The 24883-nt window shown below is 60.0% G+C and carries 24 protein-coding genes; 20 read left to right on the forward strand and 4 right to left on the reverse strand.

All coding sequences use genetic code 11. The annotated features are described in order from the left end of the window. Positions 1 to 12: 12 nt before the first annotated feature. Together araH and K0H48_RS08250 are read left to right on the forward strand one after the other, a co-directional pair. Entirely contained in the window at positions 13 to 978 is a 966-nt protein-coding gene (gene araH / locus K0H48_RS08245; protein WP_017138344.1) for an L-arabinose ABC transporter permease AraH, read from the forward strand. 186 nt (positions 979 to 1164) lie between these two features. Then, positions 1165 to 1968: an IclR family transcriptional regulator gene (locus tag K0H48_RS08250; RefSeq protein WP_219267082.1), complete on the forward strand. Its 804-nt coding sequence runs from the start codon at positions 1165 to 1167 to the stop codon at positions 1966 to 1968. On the opposite strand, the gene K0H48_RS08255 is transcribed toward K0H48_RS08250, so the two are convergent. Beyond that, a complete protein-coding gene (locus K0H48_RS08255) occupies positions 1969 to 3021 on the reverse strand; it encodes an NAD(P)-dependent alcohol dehydrogenase (protein ID WP_219267083.1) in 1053 nt (350 codons plus the stop codon). A 182-nt stretch (positions 3022 to 3203) separates the two neighbouring features. Between K0H48_RS08255 and K0H48_RS08260 the strand changes: the two genes are divergently transcribed. After that, positions 3204 to 4097, forward strand: coding sequence for an AraC family transcriptional regulator (locus K0H48_RS08260; RefSeq protein ID WP_219267084.1), 894 nt, complete (start codon positions 3204 to 3206; stop codon positions 4095 to 4097). Positions 4098 to 4215: 118 nt separating this feature from the next. Here the strand turns inward: K0H48_RS08260 and K0H48_RS08265 are convergent, their stop codons facing one another. Then, positions 4216 to 5880, reverse strand: a complete 1665-nt coding sequence (locus tag K0H48_RS08265) for an electron transfer flavoprotein-ubiquinone oxidoreductase (protein WP_219267085.1) — start codon at positions 5878 to 5880, stop codon at positions 4216 to 4218. A gap of 506 nt (positions 5881 to 6386) precedes the next feature. On the opposite strand from K0H48_RS08265, the gene K0H48_RS08270 reads away from it, so the two are divergent. The 14 genes from K0H48_RS08270 (at position 6387) to K0H48_RS08335 (ending at position 18004) form a co-directional block, all read left to right on the forward strand. Next, positions 6387 to 7136 carry an electron transfer flavoprotein subunit beta/FixA family protein gene (locus K0H48_RS08270; protein WP_219267086.1) on the forward strand — a complete coding sequence of 250 codons (750 nt, stop codon included), beginning with the start codon at positions 6387 to 6389 and terminating at the stop codon, positions 7134 to 7136. 2 nt (positions 7137 to 7138) lie between these two features. Then, positions 7139 to 8068 carry an electron transfer flavoprotein subunit alpha/FixB family protein gene (locus K0H48_RS08275; protein WP_056861617.1) on the forward strand — a complete coding sequence of 310 codons (930 nt, stop codon included), beginning with the start codon at positions 7139 to 7141 and terminating at the stop codon, positions 8066 to 8068. An 83-nt stretch (positions 8069 to 8151) separates the two neighbouring features. Next, on the forward strand, positions 8152 to 8973 hold the full coding sequence (locus tag K0H48_RS08280; RefSeq protein WP_219267087.1) for an ABC transporter substrate-binding protein: 822 nt from the start codon (positions 8152 to 8154) through the stop codon (positions 8971 to 8973). 9 nt (positions 8974 to 8982) lie between these two features. Continuing rightward, positions 8983 to 9345, forward strand: coding sequence for a DUF4398 domain-containing protein (locus K0H48_RS08285; RefSeq protein ID WP_219267088.1), 363 nt, complete (start codon positions 8983 to 8985; stop codon positions 9343 to 9345). Continuing rightward, positions 9342 to 10157, forward strand: a complete 816-nt coding sequence (locus K0H48_RS08290; RefSeq protein ID WP_219267089.1) for an OmpA family protein — start codon at positions 9342 to 9344, stop codon at positions 10155 to 10157. The genes K0H48_RS08285 and K0H48_RS08290 overlap by 4 nt, the downstream gene beginning before the upstream one ends. A 284-nt stretch (positions 10158 to 10441) precedes the next feature. Then, the gene (locus tag K0H48_RS08295; RefSeq protein ID WP_017138335.1) at positions 10442 to 11881 is read left to right on the forward strand and encodes a PLP-dependent aminotransferase family protein; all 1440 of its coding nucleotides are present in this window, start codon (positions 10442 to 10444) and stop codon (positions 11879 to 11881) included. A gap of 115 nt (positions 11882 to 11996) precedes the next feature. Next, a complete protein-coding gene (locus K0H48_RS08300; protein ID WP_138814260.1) occupies positions 11997 to 12488 on the forward strand; it encodes a translation initiation factor 2 in 492 nt (163 codons plus the stop codon). 161 nt (positions 12489 to 12649) lie between these two features. Beyond that, positions 12650 to 12904 carry a YkgJ family cysteine cluster protein gene (locus K0H48_RS08305; protein ID WP_017138333.1) on the forward strand — a complete coding sequence of 85 codons (255 nt, stop codon included), beginning with the start codon at positions 12650 to 12652 and terminating at the stop codon, positions 12902 to 12904. Positions 12905 to 12945: 41 nt separating this feature from the next. Further along, positions 12946 to 13551: an START domain-containing protein gene (locus tag K0H48_RS08310; protein WP_138814262.1), complete on the forward strand. Its 606-nt coding sequence runs from the start codon at positions 12946 to 12948 to the stop codon at positions 13549 to 13551. 103 nt (positions 13552 to 13654) lie between these two features. Further along, complete coding sequence (locus K0H48_RS08315; RefSeq protein WP_026013791.1) at positions 13655 to 13891, forward strand: hypothetical protein; 237 nt, start codon at positions 13655 to 13657, stop codon at positions 13889 to 13891. A 213-nt stretch (positions 13892 to 14104) separates the two neighbouring features. Continuing rightward, positions 14105 to 14446: a ribonuclease E inhibitor RraB gene (locus K0H48_RS08320; protein ID WP_003193463.1), complete on the forward strand. Its 342-nt coding sequence runs from the start codon at positions 14105 to 14107 to the stop codon at positions 14444 to 14446. A 415-nt stretch (positions 14447 to 14861) separates the two neighbouring features. Then, positions 14862 to 16271 carry a circularly permuted type 2 ATP-grasp protein gene (locus K0H48_RS08325; RefSeq protein WP_219267090.1) on the forward strand — a complete coding sequence of 470 codons (1410 nt, stop codon included), beginning with the start codon at positions 14862 to 14864 and terminating at the stop codon, positions 16269 to 16271. Positions 16272 to 16274: 3 nt separating this feature from the next. Then, entirely contained in the window at positions 16275 to 17225 is a 951-nt protein-coding gene (locus K0H48_RS08330) for an alpha-E domain-containing protein (protein ID WP_056861611.1), read from the forward strand. Further along, positions 17222 to 18004, forward strand: coding sequence for a transglutaminase family protein (locus K0H48_RS08335; protein WP_219267091.1), 783 nt, complete (start codon positions 17222 to 17224; stop codon positions 18002 to 18004). The genes K0H48_RS08330 and K0H48_RS08335 overlap by 4 nt, the downstream gene beginning before the upstream one ends. Positions 18005 to 18117: 113 nt before the next feature. On the opposite strand, the gene K0H48_RS08340 is transcribed toward K0H48_RS08335, so the two are convergent. Next, positions 18118 to 18921 (reverse strand): cytochrome c, encoded by an 804-nt coding sequence (locus K0H48_RS08340; RefSeq protein WP_219267092.1) that lies wholly within the window; start codon positions 18919 to 18921, stop codon positions 18118 to 18120. A 648-nt stretch (positions 18922 to 19569) separates the two neighbouring features. On the opposite strand from K0H48_RS08340, the gene K0H48_RS08345 reads away from it, so the two are divergent. The 3 genes from K0H48_RS08345 (at position 19570) to K0H48_RS08355 (ending at position 23881) form a co-directional block, all read left to right on the forward strand. Then, the gene (locus K0H48_RS08345; RefSeq protein WP_219267093.1) at positions 19570 to 20775 is read left to right on the forward strand and encodes an acetyl-CoA C-acetyltransferase; all 1206 of its coding nucleotides are present in this window, start codon (positions 19570 to 19572) and stop codon (positions 20773 to 20775) included. Positions 20776 to 20791: 16 nt separating this feature from the next. Next, positions 20792 to 22939, forward strand: coding sequence for a 3-hydroxyacyl-CoA dehydrogenase NAD-binding domain-containing protein (locus K0H48_RS08350; RefSeq protein WP_219267094.1), 2148 nt, complete (start codon positions 20792 to 20794; stop codon positions 22937 to 22939). Between the two features lie 216 nt (positions 22940 to 23155). Next, entirely contained in the window at positions 23156 to 23881 is a 726-nt protein-coding gene (locus tag K0H48_RS08355; RefSeq protein WP_219267095.1) for an amidotransferase, read from the forward strand. On the opposite strand, the gene K0H48_RS08360 is transcribed toward K0H48_RS08355, so the two are convergent. After that, the gene (locus K0H48_RS08360; protein WP_058420797.1) at positions 23878 to 24849 is read right to left on the reverse strand and encodes a magnesium and cobalt transport protein CorA; all 972 of its coding nucleotides are present in this window, start codon (positions 24847 to 24849) and stop codon (positions 23878 to 23880) included. The genes K0H48_RS08355 and K0H48_RS08360 overlap by 4 nt on opposite strands. Positions 24850 to 24883 lie beyond the last annotated feature (34 nt).

Genomic DNA, 24883 nt, shown 5'->3' on the forward strand with positions numbered 1-24883 from the left:
GAGGGTGTAGGCATGTCACAGGTAAAAACTGCAAAGGGCTTCTGGCCGGGTTTCAACCAACGCAAATTTCTTGATGATTGGGTGATGCTGCTCGCGGCATTGAGCATCTTTGTGCTCAGCGCGCTGTTTATCGACAACTTCCTTTCGCCGCTGAATATGCGCGGGCTGGGCCTGGCGATTTCGACGGTGGGCATCGCTGCGTGCACCATGCTGTTCTGCCTGGCGTCGGGGCACTTCGACTTGTCCGTCGGCTCGGTGATTGCCTGTGCCGGTGTGGTCGCGGGCATCGTGATTCGCGACACCGACAGCGTGGTACTCGGCGTGTCGGCTGCGTTGGCCATGGGCCTGGTGGTAGGGCTGATCAACGGCATCGTGATCGCCAAGCTGCGCATCAACGCGTTAATCGCAACCTTGGCGACCATGCAGATCGTGCGCGGCCTGGCCTATATCTTCTCCAACGGTAAAGCCGTCGGCGTGATGGACGAGCGCTTCTTTGTGTTCGGCAACGGCCAACTGATGGGCGTGCCGGTGCCGATCATCATCACCGTGCTGTGCTTTGTGTTCTTCGGCTGGCTGCTCAACTACACCACCTATGGGCGCAACACCATGGCCATTGGTGGCAACCAGGAAGCGGCGTTGCTGGCCGGGGTGAATGTCGACCGCACCAAGATCATCATCTTTGCCGTGCACGGCTTGATCGGCGCACTGGCCGGGGTGATCCTCGCCTCGCGCATGACCTCGGGCCAGCCGATGATCGGCCAGGGCTTTGAGCTGACGGTAATCTCGGCCTGCGTGCTGGGTGGTGTGTCGTTGAGCGGCGGTATCGGCATGATCCGCCATGTGATTGCCGGGGTGTTGATTCTGGCGATTATCGAGAACGCGATGAACCTGAAGAACATCGATACGTTTTACCAGTATGTGATCCGGGGTTCGATCCTGCTCTTGGCGGTCATCATCGACCGCATGAAGCAACGCTGAACGCTCGCCCTGTGAAGATCCAAATGTGAGAGCTGGCTTGCCTGCGATAGCGGTGTATCAGCCAAAAAATACTTAGCTGACCCACCGCTATCGCAGGCAAGCCAGCTCCCACAATGGATCTCCTCTGTTCAGCAGGGCTGCATTTGCCATAATGGCGCCGTTTTCGTACTTCCCAATAGGCCCGATATGCAGGAAAACGCCCACATCCCCGTCAAAGACGCCGCCCCCACCGGCACCCAGACCCTGCTGCGTGGCCTGGGCGTGGTGCAAGCGGTGGCGGCGGGTGCGCGCGACTTGAAAGAGATCGCCAGGCGCATCGGCACCACCCGCAGCACCACACACCGGCTGGCCAGCTGCCTGGTGGAGGAGCGTTACCTGCGTGTGGTGCCGCAAGTCGGTTACCTGCTGGGGCCAAAGCTGATCGAGCTGGGCTTCCAGGCCCGCGACGAGCTGCCGCTGGTGACCCTGGCGGTGCCCTATCTGGATGAACTGTCGGCATTGACCGGCGACACCATCCACTTGGCGATTCGCGAATACGACGACGTGCTCTACCTGCACAAGAACCCCGGCCGCTACGGCCCGGAAATGCGCTCGCGGGTCGGCCATCGCATGCCGCTGGCGCGCACCGGTGTGGGCAAGGCAATGTTGCTGGATGACTCGGTGCAGGAGTGGCAGCGCCTGTATGAAGCCAGCCTGCCCGCCGAGGGCAAGAGCCAGCAATGGCCGTTGCACCCGGAGCAATCCTGGGCACAGTTCGAGCAGCGCATGCGCGAATACGTGGTGGGCGGTTATGCGTTCGACCTGGAAGACAACGAACCGTCGATCCGTTGTGTGGCGGCACCGGTGCGCGATGCCAGCCGGCGAATCGTCGCCGGCATCAGCATCGCCAGTACCGTGCCCTACATGCCGCTGGAAAAGATGGCCGAGCTGATCCCTGTGATCAAACAGGTCGCAGCGCGGCTGTCAGCGGAGTTGGGCGCGAAGGCCTGATCAGGCCTTCAAGGTCGCCATGTCGATGACAAAACGGTACTTCACATCACCGGCGATCATGCGGGTGTAAGCCTCGTTGATCTGGCGAATGTCGAGCATCTCGATGTCGCAGGTGATGTTGTGCTCGGCGCAGAAATCCAGCACTTCCTGGGTTTCGGCAATGCCGCCGATCAAGGAGCCGGCCAGCACTTTACGGCCCAGCACCAGCTTGGCGGCGTTCACCGGCGGGTCGACCGGTTCGATCAAACCGACCAGGATATGCACGCCGTCAAAGCGCAGCACGTCGAGGTAGGGGTTCAGGTCGTGCTGCACCGGGATGGTGTCCAGCAGGAAATCGAAGCTGCCGGCGGCGGCTTTCATCTGCTCGGCATCGGTGGACACGATCACGTGGTCAGCGCCCTGGCGACGGCCTTCTTCAGCCTTGCTCGCGGAGCGGGTGAACAGCGTCACTTCTGCACCCATGGCCTTGGCGAACTTGATGCCCATATGGCCCAGGCCGCCCATGCCCAGCACGCCGACTTTGTCGCCTGCCTTGACGCCGTAGTGCTTGAGCGGCGAGTAGGTGGTGATGCCTGCGCACAGAATCGGCGCGGCGCTGGCCAGGTCGAGCTTGGCCGGGATCTTCACCACAAAGTGTTCGCTGACCACGATGCTGTCGGAGTAGCCGCCCATGGTGTTGCTGCCATCTACCCGGTCCGGGGTGGCGTAGGTCATGGTCGGGCCTTCGAGGCAGTATTGCTCCAGGTCCGCATGGCAAGCGTCGCAGTGGCGGCACGAATCAACCATGCAGCCCACGCCGACCAGGTCGCCGACTTTGTGCGTGGTCACGCTGGCGCCGACGGCGGTGACTTTGCCGACGATCTCGTGGCCCGGCATCAGCGGGTACACGGCGATGCCCCACTCGTTGCGTGCCTGGTGGATGTCGGAGTGGCACACGCCGCAGTACAGAATCTCGATGGCCACATCGTCGGCGCGCGGGCTGCGGCGTTCGAAAGACATGGGGGCGAGGGGAGTGGTGGCCGACTGGGCGGCATAACCGATGGCGGTGTACATGGTGAAAACCTCGCAAAAGCATTGACAGGTAAGGCGGGCCATTCTCCGCGCCGCCCCCTGGCGCGGCCATGGTGATTGCTCCGAACCTCATGCCTATTCGTCCGGGAGTGCCCGTTGTTTGGATCCATGTGGCGCCAGACCTGCGATGATGGTCTCATCCCTTTTTTACGAAGTTTTTTGCCATGTTGTTGACCCGCCATCTTGATGCCAACGCCACGCTGGTTGCCTTGATTGAGGACCTCACACCCTGCGACGGTTTCTCCCCGACGCACCTGCCCGGCGTAAAGGTTTTGCGCGCCAGTTGCGACGTGGCACGCGGCCCGCAGATCTATGAGCCGAGCCTGATGTTTGTGGCCCAAGGCAGCAAAGTCGCCTATTTGGGCCCGCGCACACTGGAGTACGGCGCCGGGCACTACCTGATCCAGGCGATGCCGGTGCCGTTCGAATGCGAGACCTTTGCCATGGCGCCTGATGCGCCGTTATATGGCGTGACGGTGGGGATTGATCGCGTGGTACTCGGCGAACTGGTCATGGCCATGGGCATGCAGGCCGGGCCGCCGCCGACGGCGCAGACGTTGGAATCCATGAGCTCAGTGATGCTCGATGATGCGATGCGCGGCAGCGTCGAACGGCTATTGCAGTGCCTGCACGATCCACTGGAAAGCCGGATCATGGGCCCGGCGCGGGTTAGAGAAGTGTTGTTTACCGCGTTACGCGGGCCACAGGCGGATGTGCTGCGTGCACTGGTGGAGCAACAGGGGCAGTTTTCGCGCATCGCCACCTCGTTGCATCACCTGCATGCCCATTACGCCGAGCCGCTGAACATCGAGACATTGGCCGGTTATGCGCATATGAGTGCGTCGACCTTTCATGAGCATTTCAAGCGTTGCACGCTGTTGTCGCCGGTGCAGTATTTGAAGCGCTTGCGGTTGTTGAAGGCGCAGCAGTTGCTGCTGGTGGAAGGCTTGGGCGTGGCGCAGGCGGCGCACAACGTGGGGTACCAGAGTACGTCGCAGTTCAGTCGGGAATATAAGCGCTACTTTTTGCGTAACCCGGGTGAAGAGCGTGCGGCATAGTTTTTTCAGGCAACACACAATCTAAATGTGGGAGCTGGCTTGCCAGCTCCCACATTGGATTTGTGCCGGGCATAAAAAAGGCTCCCGCTTGGGAGCCTTTTTTGTTCAAGCAGCCGGCTTACATATTCGGGTAAGTCGGCCCACCCGCGCCTTCCGGCGTCACCCACGTAATGTTCTGCGAAGGGTCCTTGATGTCACAGGTCTTGCAGTGCACGCAGTTCTGGGCGTTGATCTGGAAGCGCTTCTCGCCGTCTTCCTTGGTGATCACTTCATATACGCCGGCCGGGCAGTAGCGCTGCGCCGGTTCATCGTAGAGCGGCAGGTTGGTGCCGATCGGGATGCTCGGGTCTTTGAGTTTCAAGTGGCACGGCTGCTCTTCTTCGTGGTTGGTACCGGAGATGAACACCGAGCTCAGCTTGTCGAAGCTCAGCTTGCCGTCGGGCTTTGGGTAGTCGATCTTCTTGCTGTCCTTGGCGAGCTTCAGGCAGGCGTAATCCGGCTTGGTGTCGTGCAAGGTGAACGGCATTTTGCCGCCGAGGATGTTCTGGTCGAACCAGTTGAAGCCGGCGCCGATGATCGGGCCGAACTTGTGCATCGCCGGGCCGAAGTTGCGGCTGGCGAACAGCTCTTCGTAGAGCCAGCTGGCTTTGAAGCTGTCGACGTAGTTGGTCAGTTCGTCGCCGCCTTCAGACTCGGCGAACAGGCGCTCGGCCACGGCGTCGGCGGCGAGCATGCCGGACTTCATCGCGGTGTGGCTGCCTTTGATCTTGGCCACGTTCATAGTGCCCAGGTCGCAACCGATCAATGCACCGCCCTTGAAGACCATCTTCGGCAGCGAATTGATGCCGCCTTTGGCCAGGGCGCGTGCGCCGTAGCTGATGCGCTTGCCACCTTCGAGGTACTGGGCCAGCACCGGGTGGTGCTTGAGGCGCTGGAACTCATCGAACGGCGACAGGAAGGTGTTGCTGTAGGACAGGTCGACGATCAGGCCGACGACCACCTGGTTGTTTTCCAGGTGATAGAGGAACGAGCCGCCGGTGTTTTCGGAACTCATGATGTCCAGCGGCCAACCGGCGGTGTGTACCACCAGGCCTGGCTGGTGCTTGGCCGGGTCGATTTCCCAGATTTCCTTGAGGCCGATGCCGTAGTGCTGGGCGTCGGCGTCGCTGTCCAGGTTGAAGCGCTGGATCAGCTGCTTGCCGATGTGGCCACGGCAGCCTTCGGCGAACAGCGTGTACTTGCCGCGCAGCTCCATGCCTGGGGTGTACACGCCTTCTTTGGGATTGCCTTCGCGGTCGACGCCGAGGTCACCGGTGATGATCCCGCGCACCACGCCGTTCTCGTCGAACAGCGCTTCCTGGGCGGCGAAGCCTGGGTAGACTTCCACGCCCAGGTTCTCGGCCTGCTGGGCCAGCCAGCGGCACAGGTTGCCCAGGGAGATGATGTAGTTGCCTTCGTTGTGCATGGTCTTGGGCACAAAGAAGTCAGGCACCTTGGTGGAGGCGTCGGCGCTGCGCAGTACATAGATGTCGTCGCGCACCACCGGGGTGTTGAGCGGGGCACCGAGCTCTTTCCAGTCCGGGAACAGTTCGTTCAGGGCGCGTGGTTCGAACACGGCACCGGAGAGGATATGGGCGCCGACTTCGGAGCCTTTCTCGACCACGCAGACGCTGATTTCTTTACCGGCTTCGGCGGCCTTCTGCTTCAGTCGGCAGGCGGCAGACAGGCCTGCCGGGCCAGCGCCGACGATGACCACGTCGAATTCCATGTATTCGCGTTCCACAGGCTATCTCCTACTCAAGGCTCAACAGGCTTTTTTTTCTAATGGGTGGAGGTTCGGTATCGTCTCGCAGCAACGGCAAGACCCACCTTTCTCTCTAGGTGGCGCATTATATCTACACCACCGGCAGCGTCCAATACAAACGTTTGTTTGAATTGCCCGCAGGCTAGGTAAATCAAAGCAACGCGGCTTATGACTGGCTATTTTGGCGTATTGACCAGAATAGGCGTTCCGGTCAATATACGGTCGGTTTTGCGCTTACCGTAGGCAGACTGCAGGTTTCAAGAGCACGTCCAAAAGCAAGACAGGTGACGCGCGCCCAAACGATGGCGCGCAGTTTACACGCTGCGATAAAGAATGACCTCTCAGTCACCCCTGACGAACGGTCATCATTTCCCGTGAGCAAGGTCGCCGCCTGCGTTTTTGGAGGTGCCCTTGTGTGCCGATGAGCATCAACCGCCAGGTTCGCCTAGGCGACTTTCTTTTCACCGGAGAGTAACGAGGAATCCATGAAGGTTCTTGTAGCTGTCAAACGCGTTGTCGATTACAACGTGAAAGTTCGCGTCAAGGCGGACAATTCCGGCGTCGACCTTGCTAACGTCAAAATGTCGATGAACCCTTTCTGCGAAATCGCTGTGGAAGAAGCTGTACGCCTGAAAGAGAAAGGCGTGGTGACTGAAATCGTGGTGGTTTCCATCGGCCCTACCACTGCTCAAGAGCAGCTGCGTACCGCCCTGGCCCTGGGCGCCGACCGTGCCATCCTGGTTGAGTCGGCTGAAGACCTGACCTCCCTTGCCGTTGCCAAGCTGCTCAAAGCCGTTGTCGACAAGGAACAGCCTCAGCTGGTGATCCTCGGCAAACAAGCCATCGACAGCGACAACAACCAGACTGGCCAGATGCTGGCTGCGCTGACCGGTTACGGCCAGGGCACCTTCGCTTCCAAAGTCGAAGTGAGCGGCGACAGCGTTGCTGTGACCCGTGAAATCGATGGCGGCGCACAGACCGTTTCGTTGAAACTGCCGGCCATCGTCACCACCGACCTGCGTTTGAACGAGCCGCGCTACGCGTCCCTGCCAAACATCATGAAGGCCAAGAAGAAGCCGCTTGAGTCGGTGACTCCGGAAGCTTTGGGCGTTTCCACCGCCTCTACCAACAAGACCGTCAAGGTTGAAGCACCGGCTGCACGCAGCGCGGGCATCAAGGTCAAGTCGGTGGCTGAACTGGTCGAGAAACTGAAAAACGAAGCGAAGGTGATCTGATCATGGCTATCCTCGTAATCGCCGAACACGACAACAAGGTGCTGGCCCCGGCCACCCTGAACACCGTGGCCGCTGCCGCTAAAATCGGTGGCGACATCCACGTACTGGTAGCAGGTCAGGGCGCTGGCGCCGTGGCTGAAGCCGCTGCGAAAATCGCGGGCGTGAGCAAAGTCCTGAACGCTGACAATGCTGCTTACGCGCATCAGTTGCCGGAAAACGTTGCCCCACTGGTAGCTGAGCTTGGCGCTGGCTACAGCCACATCCTGGCTGCTGCTACCTCCAACGGCAAAAACATCCTGCCACGCGTTGCTGCGCAGCTGGACGTTGACCAGATCTCCGAGATCATCTCGGTAGAAAGCGCTGACACCTTCAAGCGCCCGATCTACGCCGGTAATGCCATCGCCACCGTACAGTCCAACGCTTCGGTAAAAGTCATCACCGTGCGTGCCACCGGTTTCGACCCGGTTGCCGCTGAAGGTGGTTCGGCTGCCGTTGAAGCCGTCTCCGCTGCCCACGACGCTGGCACTTCCAGCTTTGTTGGCGAAGAGCTGGCCAAGTCGGATCGCCCTGAGCTGACCGCTGCCAAAATCGTCGTTTCCGGCGGTCGTGGCATGCAGAACGGTGACAACTTCAAGCACCTGTACGCCCTGGCCGACAAGCTGGGCGCTGCGGTCGGCGCTTCCCGCGCGGCCGTCGACGCAGGTTTCGTACCCAACGACATGCAGGTCGGCCAGACCGGCAAAATCGTTGCGCCACAGCTGTACATCGCCGTCGGTATCTCCGGCGCGATCCAGCACTTGGCCGGTATGAAAGACTCCAAAGTGATCGTTGCGATCAACAAGGACGAAGAAGCGCCGATCTTCCAGGTAGCTGATTACGGCCTGGTTGCGGACTTGTTCGAAGCCGTACCCGAGTTGGAGAAGCTGGTCTAATCCAGTCGCTTCACTTATAAAGAGCCCGGTCTTGTGACCGGGCTTTTTTTTGCCCGGCTTTTTTGAATATCGGAGAAACCGCCATGGATCTGCGTCCTGCATTGCTGGCACTGACACTTGGATTGGCGCTACTGCCAAGCTTGGCGCTGGCCGCCGGCAAGTGTGAGCGCCTGGTGATTACCGGCAGCCCGGATGCGCCGCCGTTGCTCTGGCGTGACCCTCAAGACCCAACGCACCTGATCGGCGCCACCGCCGATGTACTGCAACAAGTCGGCAAGGATCTCGGCGTTAAAATCGACCTGCTCTACGGCGGCAAACGCTCCCAGGCCCTGGATGAAGTGCGCAGCGGGCGCATGGACATTCTCGCCGATGCGCCGCTGAACCTTGGCGAGCTGGAAACCCTCGACTATATCCACCCTGCGCTGGTGCAAATCGACTATCTGGTGTGGACGCGCAAGGATTCGCCGCTGGTCTACGCCACCGCCGATGACTTGCACGGGCATAAAGGCGCGGTCTCCGAACGCGCTCGTTTGAGTGCCGGTTTCGCCACCTTCGCCGGTCAACAGCTGAGCCTGCAACGGCTGCCCAGCCTGACGCCAGCATTCCAGAAACTGCTTCTGGGTGAAGTCGACTACGTGCTCGCCGGGCGTTATTCGGGCATGGCCATGGCCCAGACGCTGGGCATGAGCAATGACCTGATCGCCCGCGAAATTCCTATCGACCAGCCCGGCCTGTACCTGGCGATTTCCCACAACTCCGCCTGCAACGATCCGTGGCTGCGCGGACAGCTGGCGAAAAAGATGACAGAATTACCCGCGTCCGGTGTCGCGCAAGCCGCCTTGCAGCGCAACCTCGAACGCTGGAAAGCGCAATTGCAGCAACCCGTCGGCACCCCAGCAAAGTAAGGATTTTCAGTGACTCTTCGACCTCTTTTCGCGGCCCTCGCCGTTGTCGCTCTGGCGGGATGTGCAGCTGATCCTGCGCCGAATGAACAAATACGCCTCACCCAGCAAGCCTTGGAACAGGCCAATGCCGTGGGCGCCAGCACCGATGAATCGCCTGAACTGAAACTGGCCGAAGACAAGTTCGCCAAAGCCCGGGCCGACATGGCCGACCAATCCTACAAAGATGCGCGCATGCAGGCCGAACAGGCCGAGCTGGACGCGCGCCTCGCTGAAGCGCGGGTATTGACGCGTAAAAGCCAGGAACAACTGAACGTGCTCAACGCCCGCATTGCTCGCCTGCGTAAACAATTGCAGCTGGGAGAAGCCCAATGAGCCCGCTGATCTGTGGTTTGAGCTGTGTGTTGCTGCTGGGCAGCGCGGCGTTGGGCGGTTGCGCCAGCCATCCCAACAGTGAGCAGGCGCTGCAACAAGCCGGTAGCGACTTCCAGAAGGTCAAGGAAGACGCGAGTGTGCTGCGCTTTGCGCCCAAAGACGTGATTCGCGCCGGCGAATCCCTGGCCCGCGCCGATCGCCTGTCCAGCTACTGGGGCAGCGGCCCGGACGTGGTGCATTACGCCTACCTGAGCCAGCGCTACAGTGAGATCGCCCGCGAACACACCGAGCAGGGGCTTAATGCCGAGCGCGGCACCAAGCTGGAACTGGAACGCCAACGCCTGCAACTGGCCCTGCGTGAAAGCAAGTTGGCGAGCGTGCAGCAGCAGGGCAAATGGCTCGAAGAGCAAATCGCCAGCTTGACCACCACCCAGACCAACCGTGGTCTGGTCATGACGTTGGGCGATGTGTTGTTCGACACCGGTGACGCCGAACTGCAAAACTCGGCCAACCGCACCGTGCTGAAAATTGTGCAGTTCCTGCAGTTGAACCCCAAGCGCGTGGTGCGCATCGAGGGTTATACCGACAACACCGGTGGCGAGCAGGAAAACCTCAAGCTGTCGCGCGACCGTGCGCAATCGGTGGCTGATGTGCTGATGGACCTGGGCATTGATGAAAAACGTATCCAGGTTGAAGGGTATGGCGACCAGTACCCGGTAGAGGCCAACGCCTCCGAGCGCGGCCGTGCGCAGAACCGTCGGGTGGAAATTGTGTTCTCCGACGAAAAAGGCCAACTGGGCGCCGCTCGCTAAAACCCTGCATCGACCCGTGTGGGAGCTGGCTTGCCTGCGATGCAGGCGCCTCGGTATGTCAGGCAAACCGAGGCGATACTATCGCAGGCAAGCCAGCTCCCACAGGTTGCCATGTACATACATAACCGATCACTGATCGGTTTTTTTATGCACCTTGCCCCTACAGTTTTCTCTATCACTGCCGCCCGCGCTCGACTATTGTGGCAACTGTCCCCGTACACTTCTAAACTGTGCCGGTATGTTTCACACAAAAATAAAATACCCGTGAAATCGAGTGCTGCGTCATGACCAATCTGTTGCTTTACCAACGTATTGCCCAGCAACTGGCTGAGGACATCCGGCGCGGTGTCTATCAACCCGGCGAGCGCGTGCCTTCGGTGCGCAAGATGAGCTCACAGCTCAATGTCAGCCACGCCACGGTGTTGCAGGCCTACGCTAACCTGGAAGACCAGGGGCTGATCCGCGCGCGGCCGCAGTCGGGTTATTACGTGCACCAGACGCCCGCGCTCACGGCGCCGACGCCGGATATCGCCCGGGTTGAGCGCCCGGGGTTGGTCACCCGCAGCAGCATCATTCAGCAGGTATTGGTCGAGTCGCGCCGCGAAGGCGTGTTTCCGCTGGGCGCGGCCGTGCCGAGTGTCGATTACTTGCCGGTGCGCGCGTTGCACCAGCAACTGGCCAAGGTCACGCGCTTCCAGAGCCCACGGGCCTTCAGCTACATGTTCAGCCCAGGTTTTGAACCGCTGCGCCGCCAAGTGGCGATTCGCATGCGCGATGCCGGTGTGGTGGTAGACCCGTCCGAAGTGGTGATCACCCACGGCTGCGTTGATGCGTTGCAGATGTCGTTGCGTGTGCTGACCCGCCCAGGCGACTTGATCGCTGCAGAGTCGCCGACTTATTACGGCTTGTTGCAACTGGCCGACCTGCTGGGCCTCAAGGTTATCGAGATCCCCAGCGATCCGGCGACGGGCATGAGCCTTGAGGCGCTGCAACTGGCGGCCAATCAATGGTCGATCAAGGCTTTGGTGCTGACCACGCGCCTGAGCAATCCGCTGGGCGCGACCATGCCTGAGGAGCGGCAGAAACAGTTGCTGCGCCTGGCCTCGGATTTCGATATCCAGATCGTCGAGGACGATATCTACGGCGAGCTGATGTTCGAGCTGGGCCGCACCAAGGCGCTCAAAGCCTATGACCGCCTGGACCGGGTGATCTACTGCTCAAGTTTCTCCAAGACCCTGTCGCCTGGCGTGCGCATCGGCTGGATGATCGCCGGCAAGTACCAGCAGGAAATCCAGCGGTTGCAGATGTTCAGCACCCACTCAGCGTGCAGCGTGACGCAGATGGGCGTGGCGGCGTATCTCGAAAACGGAGGTTATGACCGGCACCTGCGATACATCCGCCAGGAATACCGCAAGAACCTCAGCGCCTTCCAGCTGGCGGTGCAGCAGTATTTCCCCGAAGGCACACAGATGACCCGCCCGACCGGTGGCTTTATCCTGTGGGTCAGTTTGCCCGGCAGGGTCAATACCCAGGAACTGCACGTGCGGGCGCTGCAGCAGGGCATCAGCATCGCACCGGGCGTGATCTTCAGTAATACGGAACAGTTTAACCACTGTATTCGCCTTAACTGCGGCACACCGTGGAACCGCGAGGCAGAGCGTGCGCTGATGACGCTGGGGATGTTGGCCAGCCAGTTGTGCCAGGAAACCGCAGCCGGATTTTGACCCTGAGCTGAGGCGCGTAAAGGGGACACTGACGTTGACGAACTGATCACCAGGCTTGTCATGCCGCGCTCAACAAGCGAGCATATGGCCCTCTGCCGTTAATGCTGTAGGCAATATGACCTCTATTTTTCGCGCTGTTGTGGTGATTGGCCTGTTAAGCCTGTGTAACGTCGGCACCGTCCTGGCGGCAGCCCCCGTGACTGAGAGCAAGCCCGCAGCCAGTACCGAACAGAAGACTCCCGCGAAGAAACCGGCGCCGGCTAAAAAAGCCCCGGCGGCCAAGAAAAAGCCCGCAGTCGTGAAAAAACGTGCGCCGGTGGCAAGCAAATCCAAATCTGCCCACGAAGTGGCCCAGACCAAACTGCCACCGGCACAGTTGGACCTGTCCCTGCCCACCGAAATGGTCAGGCACTTGCAACCCCTCGGCACCATGCCTAAACCCAAGAGTGTGCCGCTGTTGCCGCCGATGTTTGCGGAAAAACCCACCGACAACAGCGCGTTCCAGATCAATGGCCGCCTGCTGAGCAACCAGATGCAGTTGCAACTGCGCAACGAAGAGCGCCGCGACATTGAAGGCGCTGCGCTGGATTTCGAATTCAAGCAATAAAATTGCGCGCTTAAGTGACGCACGTCCTCGACCATCTGTCGCAGACTGGTCGGTCACTTTTGTTTTGTGCGAAAAACCCCTGTTAGACCATTTTAAAACGGCTGTTTAAGGGCGTACTCTAGCCCGGCCATCTACATTGAGTCGTCGAGGACCTGCTGGTCATGAAATGCCGTGAAGGCTGTGGCGCATGCTGCATTGCCCCCTCCATCAGTTCACCGTTACCGGGAATGCCCAATGGCAAACCTGCGGGAGAACGTTGCCTGCACCTGTCGGTCGAACAGCTATGCCAGCTGTTCGGGCAACCGGAGCGGCCGGCGGTGTGCAGTGATTTCAAGGCTGACCTTGAGGTATGCGGCAACGATCAGGCCGATGCGATCCGGTTGATCGGCTGGTGGGAGCAGATGACGGCGGCTTGATGGGCTTTACTTTCGGAACATCAACAATAAGGAATACAACAATGGGTTCGCTGAAACGAATGGCTGTGTTGTGCGGTTTTACGGTGTTGTTTGCTGCCACTGCCCAGGCTGAAGATTGGCAAGTCGCCAAGGATGAAGACGGTATCAAAGTGTCCTTGAGCGAAATCGCCGGCTCCAAGTACAAAGCTTATCGCGGTGTCACCCTGATCAAAGCGCCTGTCGCCAAGATCCAGGCCCTGCAGGAAGACGTGGCCGGCGCCTGCGCCTGGATCCACGAATGCAAATCGCAAAAACTGCTCAAGACCGAAGGTGACAAGAGCTGGACCTACACCCAGTTCAAGGCGCCGTTCCCGGTGACCGACCGCGACTCGATCCTGGAGATCACCACCTCCAAGGCCGCCGACGGCACCGTGACCCGCAAACTGCTGGAAGTGCCGACCTACCAGCCTGAAGTCAAAGGTTACGTGCGTGTAGCCCAGGTAGACGGCTACTGGAAACTGGTGCCAAAGGGCGATAACCAGACCGAAGTCACTTACCAAGTGCACACCGAGCCAGGCGGCAGCGTGCCATCGTGGCTGGCCAACAAGTTCGTGGTAGACGCACCGTTTAACACCTTGAAAGCCTTGAAAGAACACGCTGAAAAATAAGCGCAGTTGATCCGGTGCCCCAGGCCTTGAGTGGAACGTTTGCCGACCGCTCAAGGTCCAGATAGATGTGAGCCCACACATGGGCTTTATCGAGGAGGCACCGATGCAAACGTGGCAAATTACCTTCGTAGATGATCACGGCGTAAAGACCGTGGAGCAGTTCGCCTGCGCGCAAAAGCCCAGCCTCGAAGATGCGGCGCACATGATCCGCAACAAGCTGGTGCCCGTGGCCGCCGAACTTGACCTCAATGACCTGGAGGGCCGCAAGCCCGAACCTACGGTCAAGATCCTCAAAGATCAAAACAGCATCCAGATCCTCGACATCTCGCCCGCCGCCTGAACATTCCCTGCAGGACTACGAAACCCCTCTGGTGGAGGTGATAGCTTCGCGCTACTCTGCAATCGAGATCAGCGAATGAATCGCTAAGGTCTGGTCTTGTCAGCTACATGCTTGTTTTCCAGCGGTGTTGTATTTGCCGTAGCTCCCGCGCCAGTAGGGCGCGGGCTTCGGGAAGCACGGAAAGTCTATCCATCGGTTTGAGGAGGACGTTTCATGAGCACAGCCTATCAAGAAGACATCAGCACCAACGTACTGCGCCGGATGAAAGAAGGCGGGTTCGACTTCTCACGGTTTCACCCCATTGAGTTCTACGCCATTTTCCCGGATGAGGAACGTGCGCGCAGGGCTGCGGGTCGCTTTCGTGGGGAATCCCTGAATGCCCAGGTCAGCGCGCGCGATGACGGCGCCTGGTACCTGGAACTGAGCAAAATCATGTTCGCAACCTACGACGGCATAGGAGACTTCGAGCAAGACTTTGAAGCGGTGGTTGAACCGTTGGGCGGCATCATCGAAGGATGGGGCGTCAAGCAGGAGGTGCGTGGGTTACCCATGTAGTGCAATTTTTTATGAGTAAAGCAGCGTATCGGCTGACCTTCGGGTCGGCCGATTTTGTTTCTGCTGTCTGAAGTTTCTCAATCCCGCGGCGCACTTTTCTTGCACCAAAAAAAAGCCACCCAAACAGGGTGGCCCAAAGGGAAGAGCGGTTCGCTGAAGCTGTAGGACGCGTCCTGTTCAGCCGATGGAAGTGATTATCCGCAAGGGTGGGCGGGCAGTGAAATCAACTCTGACTATGCTGTTGATAGTCAAAACCCGCATTAGGATGAAGCGCGAGGCTTGACGACGGGCATTCTGCGCACCAGGAAGGTGCGAGCGCATTCCGTTGTTTATTCAACTCACTGATTTTTAAGTGTTTATGCCGATGGCGCGGGCCTTGCAACACTGCATGCGTCCGAGTGACAAGGAGTACGGCATGACCCGCACTTATTACGATGAAATGTACGACGGGGCAGGGCAGGTCCGGCCCCATTACCGCGAGTTCGCCCGCTGGTTGGCCGACACGCCGGCCGAATTGCTGGCGCAGCGTCGGCGTGAGGCCGATTTGCTGTTCCACCGCGCCGGCATCACCTTCACGCTGTACGGAGACGAGCAGGGCACCGAGCGCCTGATTCCGTTTGACACCATCCCGCGCAGCATTCCCGCGAGTGAGTGGCAGATCATTGAGCGTGGCTGTATTCAACGGGTCAAGGCACTGAACATGTTCCTGGCCGACCTGTACCACGAGCAACGCATCATCAAGGCCGGCATCATCCCCGCCGAACAAGTGCTGGCCAATGACCAATACCAACTGGCCATGCAGGGCTTGAACCTGCACCGCGATCTGTATTCGCACATCTCCGGTGTCGACCTCGTGCGTGACGGCGACGGCACGTACTACGTGCTGGAAGACAATTTGCGCACGCCAAGTGGCGTCAGCTACATGCTCGAAGACCGCAAGATGATGATGCGCCTGTTCCCCGAGCTGTTTGCGGCCCAGCGCATTGCGCCCATCGACCATTATCCCAACCTGCTGCTCGACACCCTCAAAAGCTCAAGCCCACTGGATAACCCCAGCGTGGTGGTGCTGACTCCGGGGCGTTTTAACAGTGCGTTTTTCGAGCATGCTTTTTTAGCGCGTGAAATGGGTGTGGAGCTGGTGGAGGGCGCCGACCTGTTCGTGCGTGATGACCGTGTGTTCATGCGCACCACCGACGGCCCCAAGGCGGTGGACGTGATCTACCGTCGCCTCGACGATGCATTTCTCGACCCGCTGGCCTTCAACCCCGACTCGATGCTCGGCGTGCCCGGCCTGCTGGCCGCGTACCGCTCGGGCAATGTGGTGCTGGCCAATGCGATTGGCACCGGGGTGGCGGATGACAAGTCGGTGTATCCGTTCGTGACTGAGATGATCCGTTTTTACCTGGATGAAGAACCGATCCTGCAAAACGTGCCGACCTTTCAATGCCGTAAGCCCGATGAGTTGTCCCACGTGCTGGCTAACTTGCCGGACCTAGTGGTCAAGGAAACCCAAGGCTCCGGCGGCTACGGCATGCTGGTGGGGCCGGCCTCTACGGCGGCGGAAATCGAAGCCTTCCGTGCGCGCATCAAGGCCAAGCCCCATGCCTATATCGCCCAGCCGACCCTGTGTTTATCTACGTGCCCGACCTTTGTGGAAAACGGCATCGCGCCACGGCATATCGACCTGCGCCCATTCGTGTTGTCCGGCAAGGAAACTCGCGTGGTCCCTGGCGGCCTGACCCGCGTGGCGCTGCGTGAAGGTTCGCTGGTGGTTAACTCGTCCCAGGGCGGCGGCACCAAAGACACCTGGGTGGTCGAGGATTGAATCATGTTGAGTAGAACTGCCTCGGATTTGTACTGGATGTCGCGCTACCTGGAACGTGCGGAAAACCTCGCGCGCATGCTCGATGTCAGCTATTCGCTGTCGCTGATGCCCCAGGACGGGCGCGGCGATGGCCTGCATGAATTGGCCATGCCGCTGTTGATCACCGGCACCCTCGATGATTACCACGCGCGTCACGGCGAGTTGCATGCCGAGCGCCTGCTGCACTTTTTCGCGCTGGACGCGGCCAACCCGGCGAGCATCTACAGTTGTCTAGGCGCCGCGCGGGCCAGCGCCCATGCAGTACGTGGGCGAATTACCGCCGACATGTGGGAAAACATCAACGCCACCTGGCTGGATATTCGCGATATCGCCCGGCAAGGGCTGAGCCGTTACGGCATGAGCCGGTTTTGTGAATGGGTCAAGGAGCGCTCGCACCTGTTTCGGGGCGCTACCTACGGCACCATCATGCGTAACGATGCGTTTCGCTTTATTCGCCTGGGCACCTTTATCGAGCGTGCCGACAACACTTTGCGCCTGCTCGATGCGCGCTACGAAATGGCCGGCGACCAAGCCGCCGCCGTCACCGACGGCACGGCCCACGCCTACTATCAGTGGAGCGCCTTGCTGCGCGCCTTGTCGTCGTTCGAGGCCTACACCGAAATCTATCGCGACGCGCCCGGCGCTCGGCAAGTGGCTGAATTATTGTTGCTGCGCGCCGACGTCCCGCGCTCACTAAGGGCGTGCAGCGAAGAGATCGACCAGATCCTCGCCAGCCTGCCTGGCATCAATGGCCGTCCGGCCCAGCGCCTGGCCGCCGAGATGGACGCACGCCTGCGCTTTACCGCGATTGACGAAATCCTCGAGGAAGGCCTGCACGCCTGGTTGACCGACTTTATCCCCTTGGTGCGCCAGTTGGGCGACGCCATCTACAGTTCCTACCTGGAGGCCGCATGAGACTCTCCATCAGCCACGAAACCACCTACCACTACGAAGACCAGGTGCGTGCCAGCATTCAGTACCTGCGCCTCACGCCCCACGACAGCGAGCGCCAGCATGTGATCAGCTGGCAGCTGGATTTGCCGCGCCCGGTGCGTGCGCAAGTAGACCCGTTCGGCAATATCCTGCACGTGCTGACCCTGGATGAACCCCACGATGCAATCATCATCGGCGCCCGTGGCCAGGTGGATATCGACGAGTTGCGCGAGGCGGAACACGAGAGCCAGTCAGCGTTTCCGTTTCTGCGCAGCACGCGCCTGACAGAACCCGATGAAGCCTTGCTGGGTTTTGCGCAACAGCACTGCCATCAACGTCGCGACCGCAGCGCGTTGATCGACCTGATGCACGCGCTCAACCAAACCATGGCCTACACGCCCGGCGCCACCGAAGTCGACACCTGCGCCGCCCAGGCCTTTGCCGGTCGGGCAGGTGTTTGCCAGGACCACACCCACGCGTTCCTGGCCTGCGCGCGCAGCCTGGGGATTCCTGCGCGGTATGTGTCGGGGTATTTGTACACTGAAGACAGCACGCACCTGGCCAGCCACGCCTGGGCCGAAGCCTGGCTGGATGACGCCTGGTACAGCTTTGACGTGACCAACCAACTGGCCCGACCGGAGCGGCATTTGAAGCTGGCCGTAGGTTTGGATTACCTCGACGCCTGCCCGGTGCGCGGCATGCGCAGAGGCGGTGGGCATGAGCAGATGCATGCCAAGGTGTTCGTTGCGCCACAGCAGTAACACGATCGTTCCCACGCTCTGCGTGGGAATGCAGCCAAGGACGCTCTGCGTCCCTAAGCGTGACGCGGAGCGTCACAAGAGGCGTTCCCACGCAGAGCGTGGGAACGATCGCATTACTGTTGCTTACGCCCCGCCATATGCTTCAAGTACCCCACCAGCAAATCCAGCTCGCCATCGGGCAACACACTGGCGCTGAACGCCGGCATCTTCGCCTGTGGCCAATGCCGCAAACTCTGCGGGTCGCGGATGTAACGCTTGAGGAAATCCGCGCTGAAATACTCGGTGGGGTTGTAAGGAATATTCAGGTCCGGCCCTACTTGCGCATCGCCGGCGCCATTGAGCCGATGACACGCCAGGCAATTCTTCTGGAACAGCGCAAAGCCCTGATTGACCGGGTCATTCGCCGCCAGCTTCGGGTCTGGCAACAGCGCCGGGAAGCGTTCAGCCACCGTCTTCAATTGCTTGATCGCAGACACTTGGAACGGCCACTGTTCAGGGCTGATATGCCCGGCTTGCGGGTCGGTCCATACCAGATAGAACGGCCCGGCACTCGGTTTGCCGTCTGCCAGCGCCGGCCACGGCTGGGCCGGGTCCTCCACTGCCAGCCAGGCGCGGGCGCCGCTTTTCTCCAGCAGCGGGGCAGCCGTCAGCTCGGCCGCGAAACCATCCAGTGCCACGGCTTGCAGATGGTTCGCAGGCTTAAGGCCCGGCAGGAGAGAGGCCAGTGGCACGGCGCGGTAGGTCATGGTGCGTTTGTAGGAAACGTCATCAACGATCTGCACCGTCTGCGCATCCGGGTGCTTAAGCAGGTCAGCGGTCTGCCAGGTCTTGCGGGTGTGCTCGAGTTCGATGGTCAATTGCGCGGCCGTTGCCGGCAGGGCCAACAGCAAAGCGAGGAAGGCAAGGATCGGTTTCAAGGGAGAGCCCGGTTCGAAGTGGCGGTGGCGCCCACAATACCGGAAATCGGCGTGCAAAAAGACAGCCCCTGCAACAGGACCGCTATGCGCAATGTCCCGGCAGGTGCTGCCAAAAGCTGCAGTCCTGATGCTGTGTGTGCACGGAATCCGGAGGCTGAATCGTCACCCGATAACCTTGGTTAAATTGGGCAAGATCAGAATCAGTGTGGTGGCGAACAGAATAAGTCCGGCCTGACGTACTTTCGAATGTTTAAACATGGCTGACTGCCTTTTGTTGTTATTCCTGAGCGTCAAATGCGTGCCGATGTATTTCAGTATCGCGAGGTGACGTTGCACTTTTCTTACAACTGCCCCAGCAAAACCCGGCAGCAGCTTCCTACTGATTCAACCTTAGAGCCCTCGTTCTTTGCGGCTTAGATCCATTTCATATCAGCTAATCATTATTTGCGCTAAAAACGGCATGAGGCTTATTGCCATCTTCGCGGCAGCCCCGAGGCTAGACAGCTAAAACGATTAATCAGCGGTTTCCCATAGCTGCCTACCGTTCGTCCGAGCGAGGGGGTCAAAAGCAATGAGCGCATCGGTCATTGAAACCGTGTCAATCGGGCCTGAAGGTAGGCACACACGCACTGGCTGCTCGAGGATGTCATGACCCAAGCTTTGATCTTTGATGCGATACGTACGCCCCGTGGCAAAGGCAAGGCCGATGGTGCCCTGCACAGCGTCAAACCGGTCAACCTGGTGGCGGGCCTGCTGACGGCGCTGGCGCAACGCAGCGACCTCGACACGCGCCAGGTGGATGACATCGTCCTCGGCTGCGTCACCCCGGTGGGCGACCAGGGCGCCGACATCGCCAAGACCGCTGCGCTGGTGGCCGACTGGGACATCAGCGTCGCTGGCGTGCAGATCAATCGCTTCTGCGCTTCGGGCCTGGAAGCGGTGAACCTTGGCGCAATGAAAGTGCGCTCGGGCTTCGAAGACCTGGTGGTGGTCGGCGGTGTCGAGTCCATGTCCCGCGTGCCCATGGGCAGCGACGGCGGCGCCTGGGTGCTCGACCCGCAGACCAATCTGCACAGCCACTTCACGCCGCAAGGCATCGGCGCGGATCTGATCGCTACACTCGAAGGCTTCACCCGCCAGGACGTCGACACCTTCGCCCTACAGTCCCAGCAGAAAGCGGCCAGGGCTCGTGCAGACGGTTCCTTCAACAAGTCGCTGATCGCGGTGCAGGATCAGAACGGCATCGTTCTGTTGGACCATGATGAATTTATCCGTGGTGACTCCACCCTCGAAGGCCTCGGCAAGCTCAAGCCCAGCTTCGAAATGATGGGCCAGATGGGTTTCGACGCCACTGCGCTGCGGGTCTACAGCCATGTGGCGCGTATCCACCATGTACACACGCCGGGCAACAGCTCCGGCATTGTCGACGGCGCTGCGTTGATGCTGATCGGCTCCGAGGCCAAGGGCCGCGAACTGGGCCTGCGACCACGGGCGCGGATCGTCGCCACGGCGGTGACCGGCACCGACCCGACCATCATGCTCACCGGCCCCGCACCGGCGACGCGCAAGGCCTTGGCCAAAGCCGGTCTGCGCGTTGAAGACATCGACCTGTTCGAAGTCAACGAAGCGTTTGCTTCTGTGGTTCTCAAGTTCATCAAAGACATGGGTATCGATGCCGCCCGAGTCAACGTCAACGGCGGCTCCATCGCCATGGGCCACCCGCTGGGCGCCACCGGCTGCGCGATTCTCGGCACCCTGCTCGACGAGCTGGAAGTGCGCCAGCAGCGCTACGGCCTGGCCACCCTGTGTGTCGGCGGTGGCATGGGCATCGCCACCATCATCGAACGCCTCTGAGCCCAAGGAATTTGTCATGACCGAAGCCATTCGTTACGAAAAAGGCCAGGACCAGATTGTGGTGCTGACCCTCGACATGCCCGGCCAGAGCGCCAACACTATGAACGGTGTGTACCGCGAGGCCATGGCGGCCACCGTCACACGTCTTGAGGCGGAAAAGGCCGACATCGCCGGCGTGGTTATCACCTCAGCGAAGAAGACCTTCTTCGCCGGTGGCGACCTCAATGAACTGATCAAAGTCGACAAAGCCCACGCCAAGGATTTTTACCACGGTGTGCTCGAGTTGAAGGCGCAGTTGCGTCGCCTGGAAACCCTTGGCAAGCCGGTGGTGGCCGCGATCAATGGCGCAGCGCTGGGCGGTGGTTGGGAGATTTGCCTGGCGTGTCATTACCGCGTTGCGCTGGATGACAAATCCACCCAGCTTGGCCTGCCGGAAGTCACCCTGGGCCTGTTACCGGGCGGCGGCGGGGTAGTGCGCATGGTGCGTATGCTCGGGCTGGAGAAGGCTTTGCCGTATTTGCTGGAAGGTAAAAAAGTGCGGCCGCAGCAGGCGTTGCAGGCGGGTTTGATCAATGAGCTGGCGGCGAACCGCGATGAACTGCTGGCCAAGTCCCGCGCCTGGATTTTGGCCAATCCTGAGGCCAGGCAACCGTGGGACAACAAGGCATACCAGATTCCCGGTGGCACGCCATCAAACCCAAAAGTTGCGCAAATGCTGGCCATCGCGCCGTCGATTTTGCGCAGTAAAACCAATGGCTGCTTCCCCGCGCCGGAGAAAATTCTCTGTGCGGCTGTGGAAGGTGCCCAAGTGGATTTCGACACCGCGCACCTGATCGAAACCCGCTACTTCACCGAGCTGGTCACCGGGCAAGTGGCGAAAAACATGATCGGCACCTTCTGGTTTCAGCTCAATGAGATCAACGCCGGCAGCTCACGCCCTAAAGGTTTTGCCCCTTATGTCACGCGTAAGGTGGGCGTGCTGGGCGCCGGGATGATGGGCGCAGGCATTGCTTACGTGAGTGCCTGTGCGGGCGTCGAGGTGGTGCTCAAGGACATCAACCTGGCGGCGGCCGAGAAGGGTAAGGCGCATTCGGCGGCGCTGCTGGACAAGAAGGTAGGCCGTGGGCAATTGACCGCCGAACAGCGGGAAAGCACCTTGGCGCGGATTTATCCTACTGCCTCCGATGCCGATCTGGCCGGTTGCGACCTGATTATCGAAGCCGTGTACGAAGATCGTAAACTCAAAGCCAAGGTCACGGCGGCGGCGCAAAGCGTGGTCGGCAGCGAGGCGGTGATCGCCTCCAACACCTCCACCTTGCCCATCAGTGGCTTGGCGACCGCGGTGCCCGATCAAGGCAAATTCATTGGCCTGCATTTCTTCAGCCCCGTCGACAAGATGCCGCTGGTGGAAATCATCAAGGGCGCCCACACAAGCGACGAAACCCTGGCTCGAGGTTTTGATTTCGTACTGCAAATCAAGAAGACCCCGATCGTGGTCAACGACAGCCGCGGCTTCTTCACCTCGCGAGTGTTCGGCACCTTCACCAACGAAGGCATCGCCATGCTCGGCGAAGGCGTGGCCGCGCCCATGATCGAAACCGAAGCGCGCAAGGCCGGTATGCCGGTGGGGCCGTTGGCGGTATCGGATGAAGTTTCCCTCAGCTTGATGAGCCATATCCGACAGCAGACGGCGAAGGATCTGCAAGCCGAAGGCAAAGCGCTGCCGGCTCACCCGGCGACGGCTGTGATCGATCTATTGGTGAATGAATACAAACGCACGGGCAAGGCGGCAGGCGGCGGTTTTTACGACTATCCCGCAGGCGGACACAAGCATCTGTGGCCCGAGCTGAAAACTCGCTTTGAGCAACCCGACAAACAGATCTCAGCGCAGGATGTGCGCGACCGTTTACTGTTTATTCAGGCGATTGAAACCGTGCGGTGTGTGGAGGAGGGCGTGTTGATGTCCACGGCGGATGCCAACGTCGGCTCGATCTTCGGCATCGGCTTTGCCGCGTGGAGTGGCGGCGCGCTGCAGTTTATCAACCAGTATGGCTTGAACGACTTTATTGCCCGGGCGCGCTACCTGGCCGAGCAATACGGGGAACGGTTCTCGCCGCCGGCGTTGTTGCTTGATAAGGCCGCGCAGGGTCAACTATTTGCCTGATCAGACCCCCTGTTTTGAATGATGGAGAACCCCTGTGGGAGCGGGCTTGCCCGCGATAGCGTCATATCAGTCGATATTTACAGTGGCTGACACACCGCTATCGCGGGCAAGTCCGCTCCCACAGGTAGTCATGCGGCAGGACTTGCTTTGCAGGCACATTTCAAGGCAGGCTCTCTGGGCTGTGCATTATTCCCACCACCGTGTCAGGTATTTTTTATGTCGCTACGCGTCTGTATCCTGGAAACCGATATCCTGCGTCCAGGCTTGATCGATCAATACCAAGGGTACGGGCAGATGTTCAAGCGCCTGTTCTCCAAGCAACCGATTGCCGCCGAATTCGTCATCTACAACGTAGTGCAGGGCGAGTACCCGCCTGCTGACGAGGTGTTTGACGCCTACCTGATCACCGGCAGCAAGGCCGACTCCTTCGGCACCGACCCGTGGATCCAGACCCTCAAAACCTACGTGCTGGAGCGCTATGAGCGTGGCGACAAGCTGCTGGGCGTGTGCTTCGGTCACCAGCTACTCGCGCTGCTGCTGGGCGGCAAGACCGAACGCGCCAGCCAAGGCTGGGGCATGGGCATCCACGACTACAAGATGAACGCCAAGGCGCCGTGGATGAGCCCGGTGGTGGAAGAACTGACCTTGCTGATCAGTCACCAGGACCAGGTCACCACACTGCCGGACAACGCCACCGTGATCGCCTCCAGCGATTTTTGCCCGTATGCGGCGTACCACATCGAAGACCAGGTGCTGTGCTTCCAGGGCCACCCGGAGTTTATCCACGACTATTCCCGCGAGTTACTGGAGATTCTTCAGACAACCTTGGGCGAAAAGGTCTACACCCACGGCGTGGCCAGCCTGGCGCGCGACCACCACGGTGCCACCGTGGCGGAATGGATGATGCGCTTTGTCGCCCATAAGCCAGAGACGGCGATTTAAAGCCAGCCCGAGCGTTTAAAGCTGGCCCACAAACTGGTGCAGCCCACCGCAATAAACCCGAGCACCGCGAAATAGCCGTAGTGCCATTGCAGCTCGGGCATGTTCTGGAAGTTCATCCCGTAAATCCCCGCCACCGCCGTGGGGAACGCCAGAATCGCCGCCCACGCGGCGAACTTGCGCTGCACCACGCTTTGCCGTGAAGCCTCCAGCAACACACCAATTTCGATGGTCTGGCTGGCGATGTCGCGCAGGGTGGTGAGGTCTTCCATCTGCCGCGTCACGTGGATCTGCACATCGCGAAAATACGGGCGCATGTTCTTGTCGATAAACGGGAAGCTGAGCTTCTGCAGTTCCTGGCTGATCTCCACCATCGGCGCCACATAACGCTTGAGCCGCAGCACATCGCGGCGCAGGCCGTGCAGGTTCTGTATATCGCGCTCGCTCAGTGAACTGCACAGCACGTTGCGCTCCAGCTCATCAATCTCGGCGTGGATCGCTTCGCTCACCGGCTGGTAGTTTTCGGTGACGAAATCCAGCAGCGCATAGAGTACGAAATCTTCCCCATGCTCCAGCAACAACGGCCGCGCCTCACAGCGCTGGCGCACAAAGCCGTAGGAAGCCGAGTGGCCGTTGCGGGCAGTGATGATGTAGCCGTTGCCGGCGAAGATATGGGTTTCGATAAACTCCAGCTTGCCGTTCTCGCGCACCGGTGAGTAGGTAACGATAAACAGCGCATCGCCGAAGGTTTCAAGCTTGGGGCGGCTGTGTTTTTCCAGGGCGTCTTCGATGGCCAGTTCATGCAGGTTGAACTGGCGTTGCAGGTTGGCCAGCTCCTGGGCGCTGGGTTCTTCCAGGCCGATCCACACAAAATGGTCGGGTTTGGCGGCCCAGGCGGCGCCCTCGTCGAGGGTGATATCCGTGACTTTCTTACCGGCGCTGTAAACGGCCGCCGCAACAACTCTACCCATGGTGCTGATCGCTTCTTATTAGGAGGACAGGTGT

Origin of the sequence: Pseudomonas sp. Xaverov 259, from assembly GCF_019352915.1 — a bacterium.
In the GTDB taxonomy this organism is placed as follows: domain Bacteria; phylum Pseudomonadota; class Gammaproteobacteria; order Pseudomonadales; family Pseudomonadaceae; genus Aquipseudomonas.

What these genes read in the sequence shown, in the direction of transcription:
- araH (WP_017138344.1), top strand. Translation starts at nt 13, where the DNA reads ATGTCACAGGTAAAAACTGCAAAGGGCTTCTGGCCGGGTTTCAACCAA.
- K0H48_RS08250 (WP_219267082.1), top strand. Translation starts at nt 1,165, where the DNA reads ATGCAGGAAAACGCCCACATCCCCGTCAAAGACGCCGCCCCCACCGGC.
- K0H48_RS08255 (WP_219267083.1), bottom strand. Translation starts at nt 3,021, where the DNA reads ATGTACACCGCCATCGGTTATGCCGCCCAGTCGGCCACCACTCCCCTC.
- K0H48_RS08260 (WP_219267084.1), top strand. Translation starts at nt 3,204, where the DNA reads ATGTTGTTGACCCGCCATCTTGATGCCAACGCCACGCTGGTTGCCTTG.
- K0H48_RS08270 (WP_219267086.1), top strand. Translation starts at nt 6,387, where the DNA reads ATGAAGGTTCTTGTAGCTGTCAAACGCGTTGTCGATTACAACGTGAAA.
- K0H48_RS08275 (WP_056861617.1), top strand. Translation starts at nt 7,139, where the DNA reads ATGGCTATCCTCGTAATCGCCGAACACGACAACAAGGTGCTGGCCCCG.
- K0H48_RS08280 (WP_219267087.1), top strand. Translation starts at nt 8,152, where the DNA reads ATGGATCTGCGTCCTGCATTGCTGGCACTGACACTTGGATTGGCGCTA.
- K0H48_RS08290 (WP_219267089.1), top strand. Translation starts at nt 9,342, where the DNA reads ATGAGCCCGCTGATCTGTGGTTTGAGCTGTGTGTTGCTGCTGGGCAGC.
- K0H48_RS08295 (WP_017138335.1), top strand. Translation starts at nt 10,442, where the DNA reads ATGACCAATCTGTTGCTTTACCAACGTATTGCCCAGCAACTGGCTGAG.
- K0H48_RS08300 (WP_138814260.1), top strand. Translation starts at nt 11,997, where the DNA reads ATGACCTCTATTTTTCGCGCTGTTGTGGTGATTGGCCTGTTAAGCCTG.
- K0H48_RS08305 (WP_017138333.1), top strand. Translation starts at nt 12,650, where the DNA reads ATGAAATGCCGTGAAGGCTGTGGCGCATGCTGCATTGCCCCCTCCATC.
- K0H48_RS08310 (WP_138814262.1), top strand. Translation starts at nt 12,946, where the DNA reads ATGGGTTCGCTGAAACGAATGGCTGTGTTGTGCGGTTTTACGGTGTTG.
- K0H48_RS08315 (WP_026013791.1), top strand. Translation starts at nt 13,655, where the DNA reads ATGCAAACGTGGCAAATTACCTTCGTAGATGATCACGGCGTAAAGACC.
- K0H48_RS08320 (WP_003193463.1), top strand. Translation starts at nt 14,105, where the DNA reads ATGAGCACAGCCTATCAAGAAGACATCAGCACCAACGTACTGCGCCGG.
- K0H48_RS08325 (WP_219267090.1), top strand. Translation starts at nt 14,862, where the DNA reads ATGACCCGCACTTATTACGATGAAATGTACGACGGGGCAGGGCAGGTC.
- K0H48_RS08330 (WP_056861611.1), top strand. Translation starts at nt 16,275, where the DNA reads ATGTTGAGTAGAACTGCCTCGGATTTGTACTGGATGTCGCGCTACCTG.
- K0H48_RS08335 (WP_219267091.1), top strand. Translation starts at nt 17,222, where the DNA reads ATGAGACTCTCCATCAGCCACGAAACCACCTACCACTACGAAGACCAG.
- K0H48_RS08345 (WP_219267093.1), top strand. Translation starts at nt 19,570, where the DNA reads ATGACCCAAGCTTTGATCTTTGATGCGATACGTACGCCCCGTGGCAAA.
- K0H48_RS08350 (WP_219267094.1), top strand. Translation starts at nt 20,792, where the DNA reads ATGACCGAAGCCATTCGTTACGAAAAAGGCCAGGACCAGATTGTGGTG.
- K0H48_RS08355 (WP_219267095.1), top strand. Translation starts at nt 23,156, where the DNA reads ATGTCGCTACGCGTCTGTATCCTGGAAACCGATATCCTGCGTCCAGGC.
- K0H48_RS08360 (WP_058420797.1), bottom strand. Translation starts at nt 24,849, where the DNA reads ATGGGTAGAGTTGTTGCGGCGGCCGTTTACAGCGCCGGTAAGAAAGTC.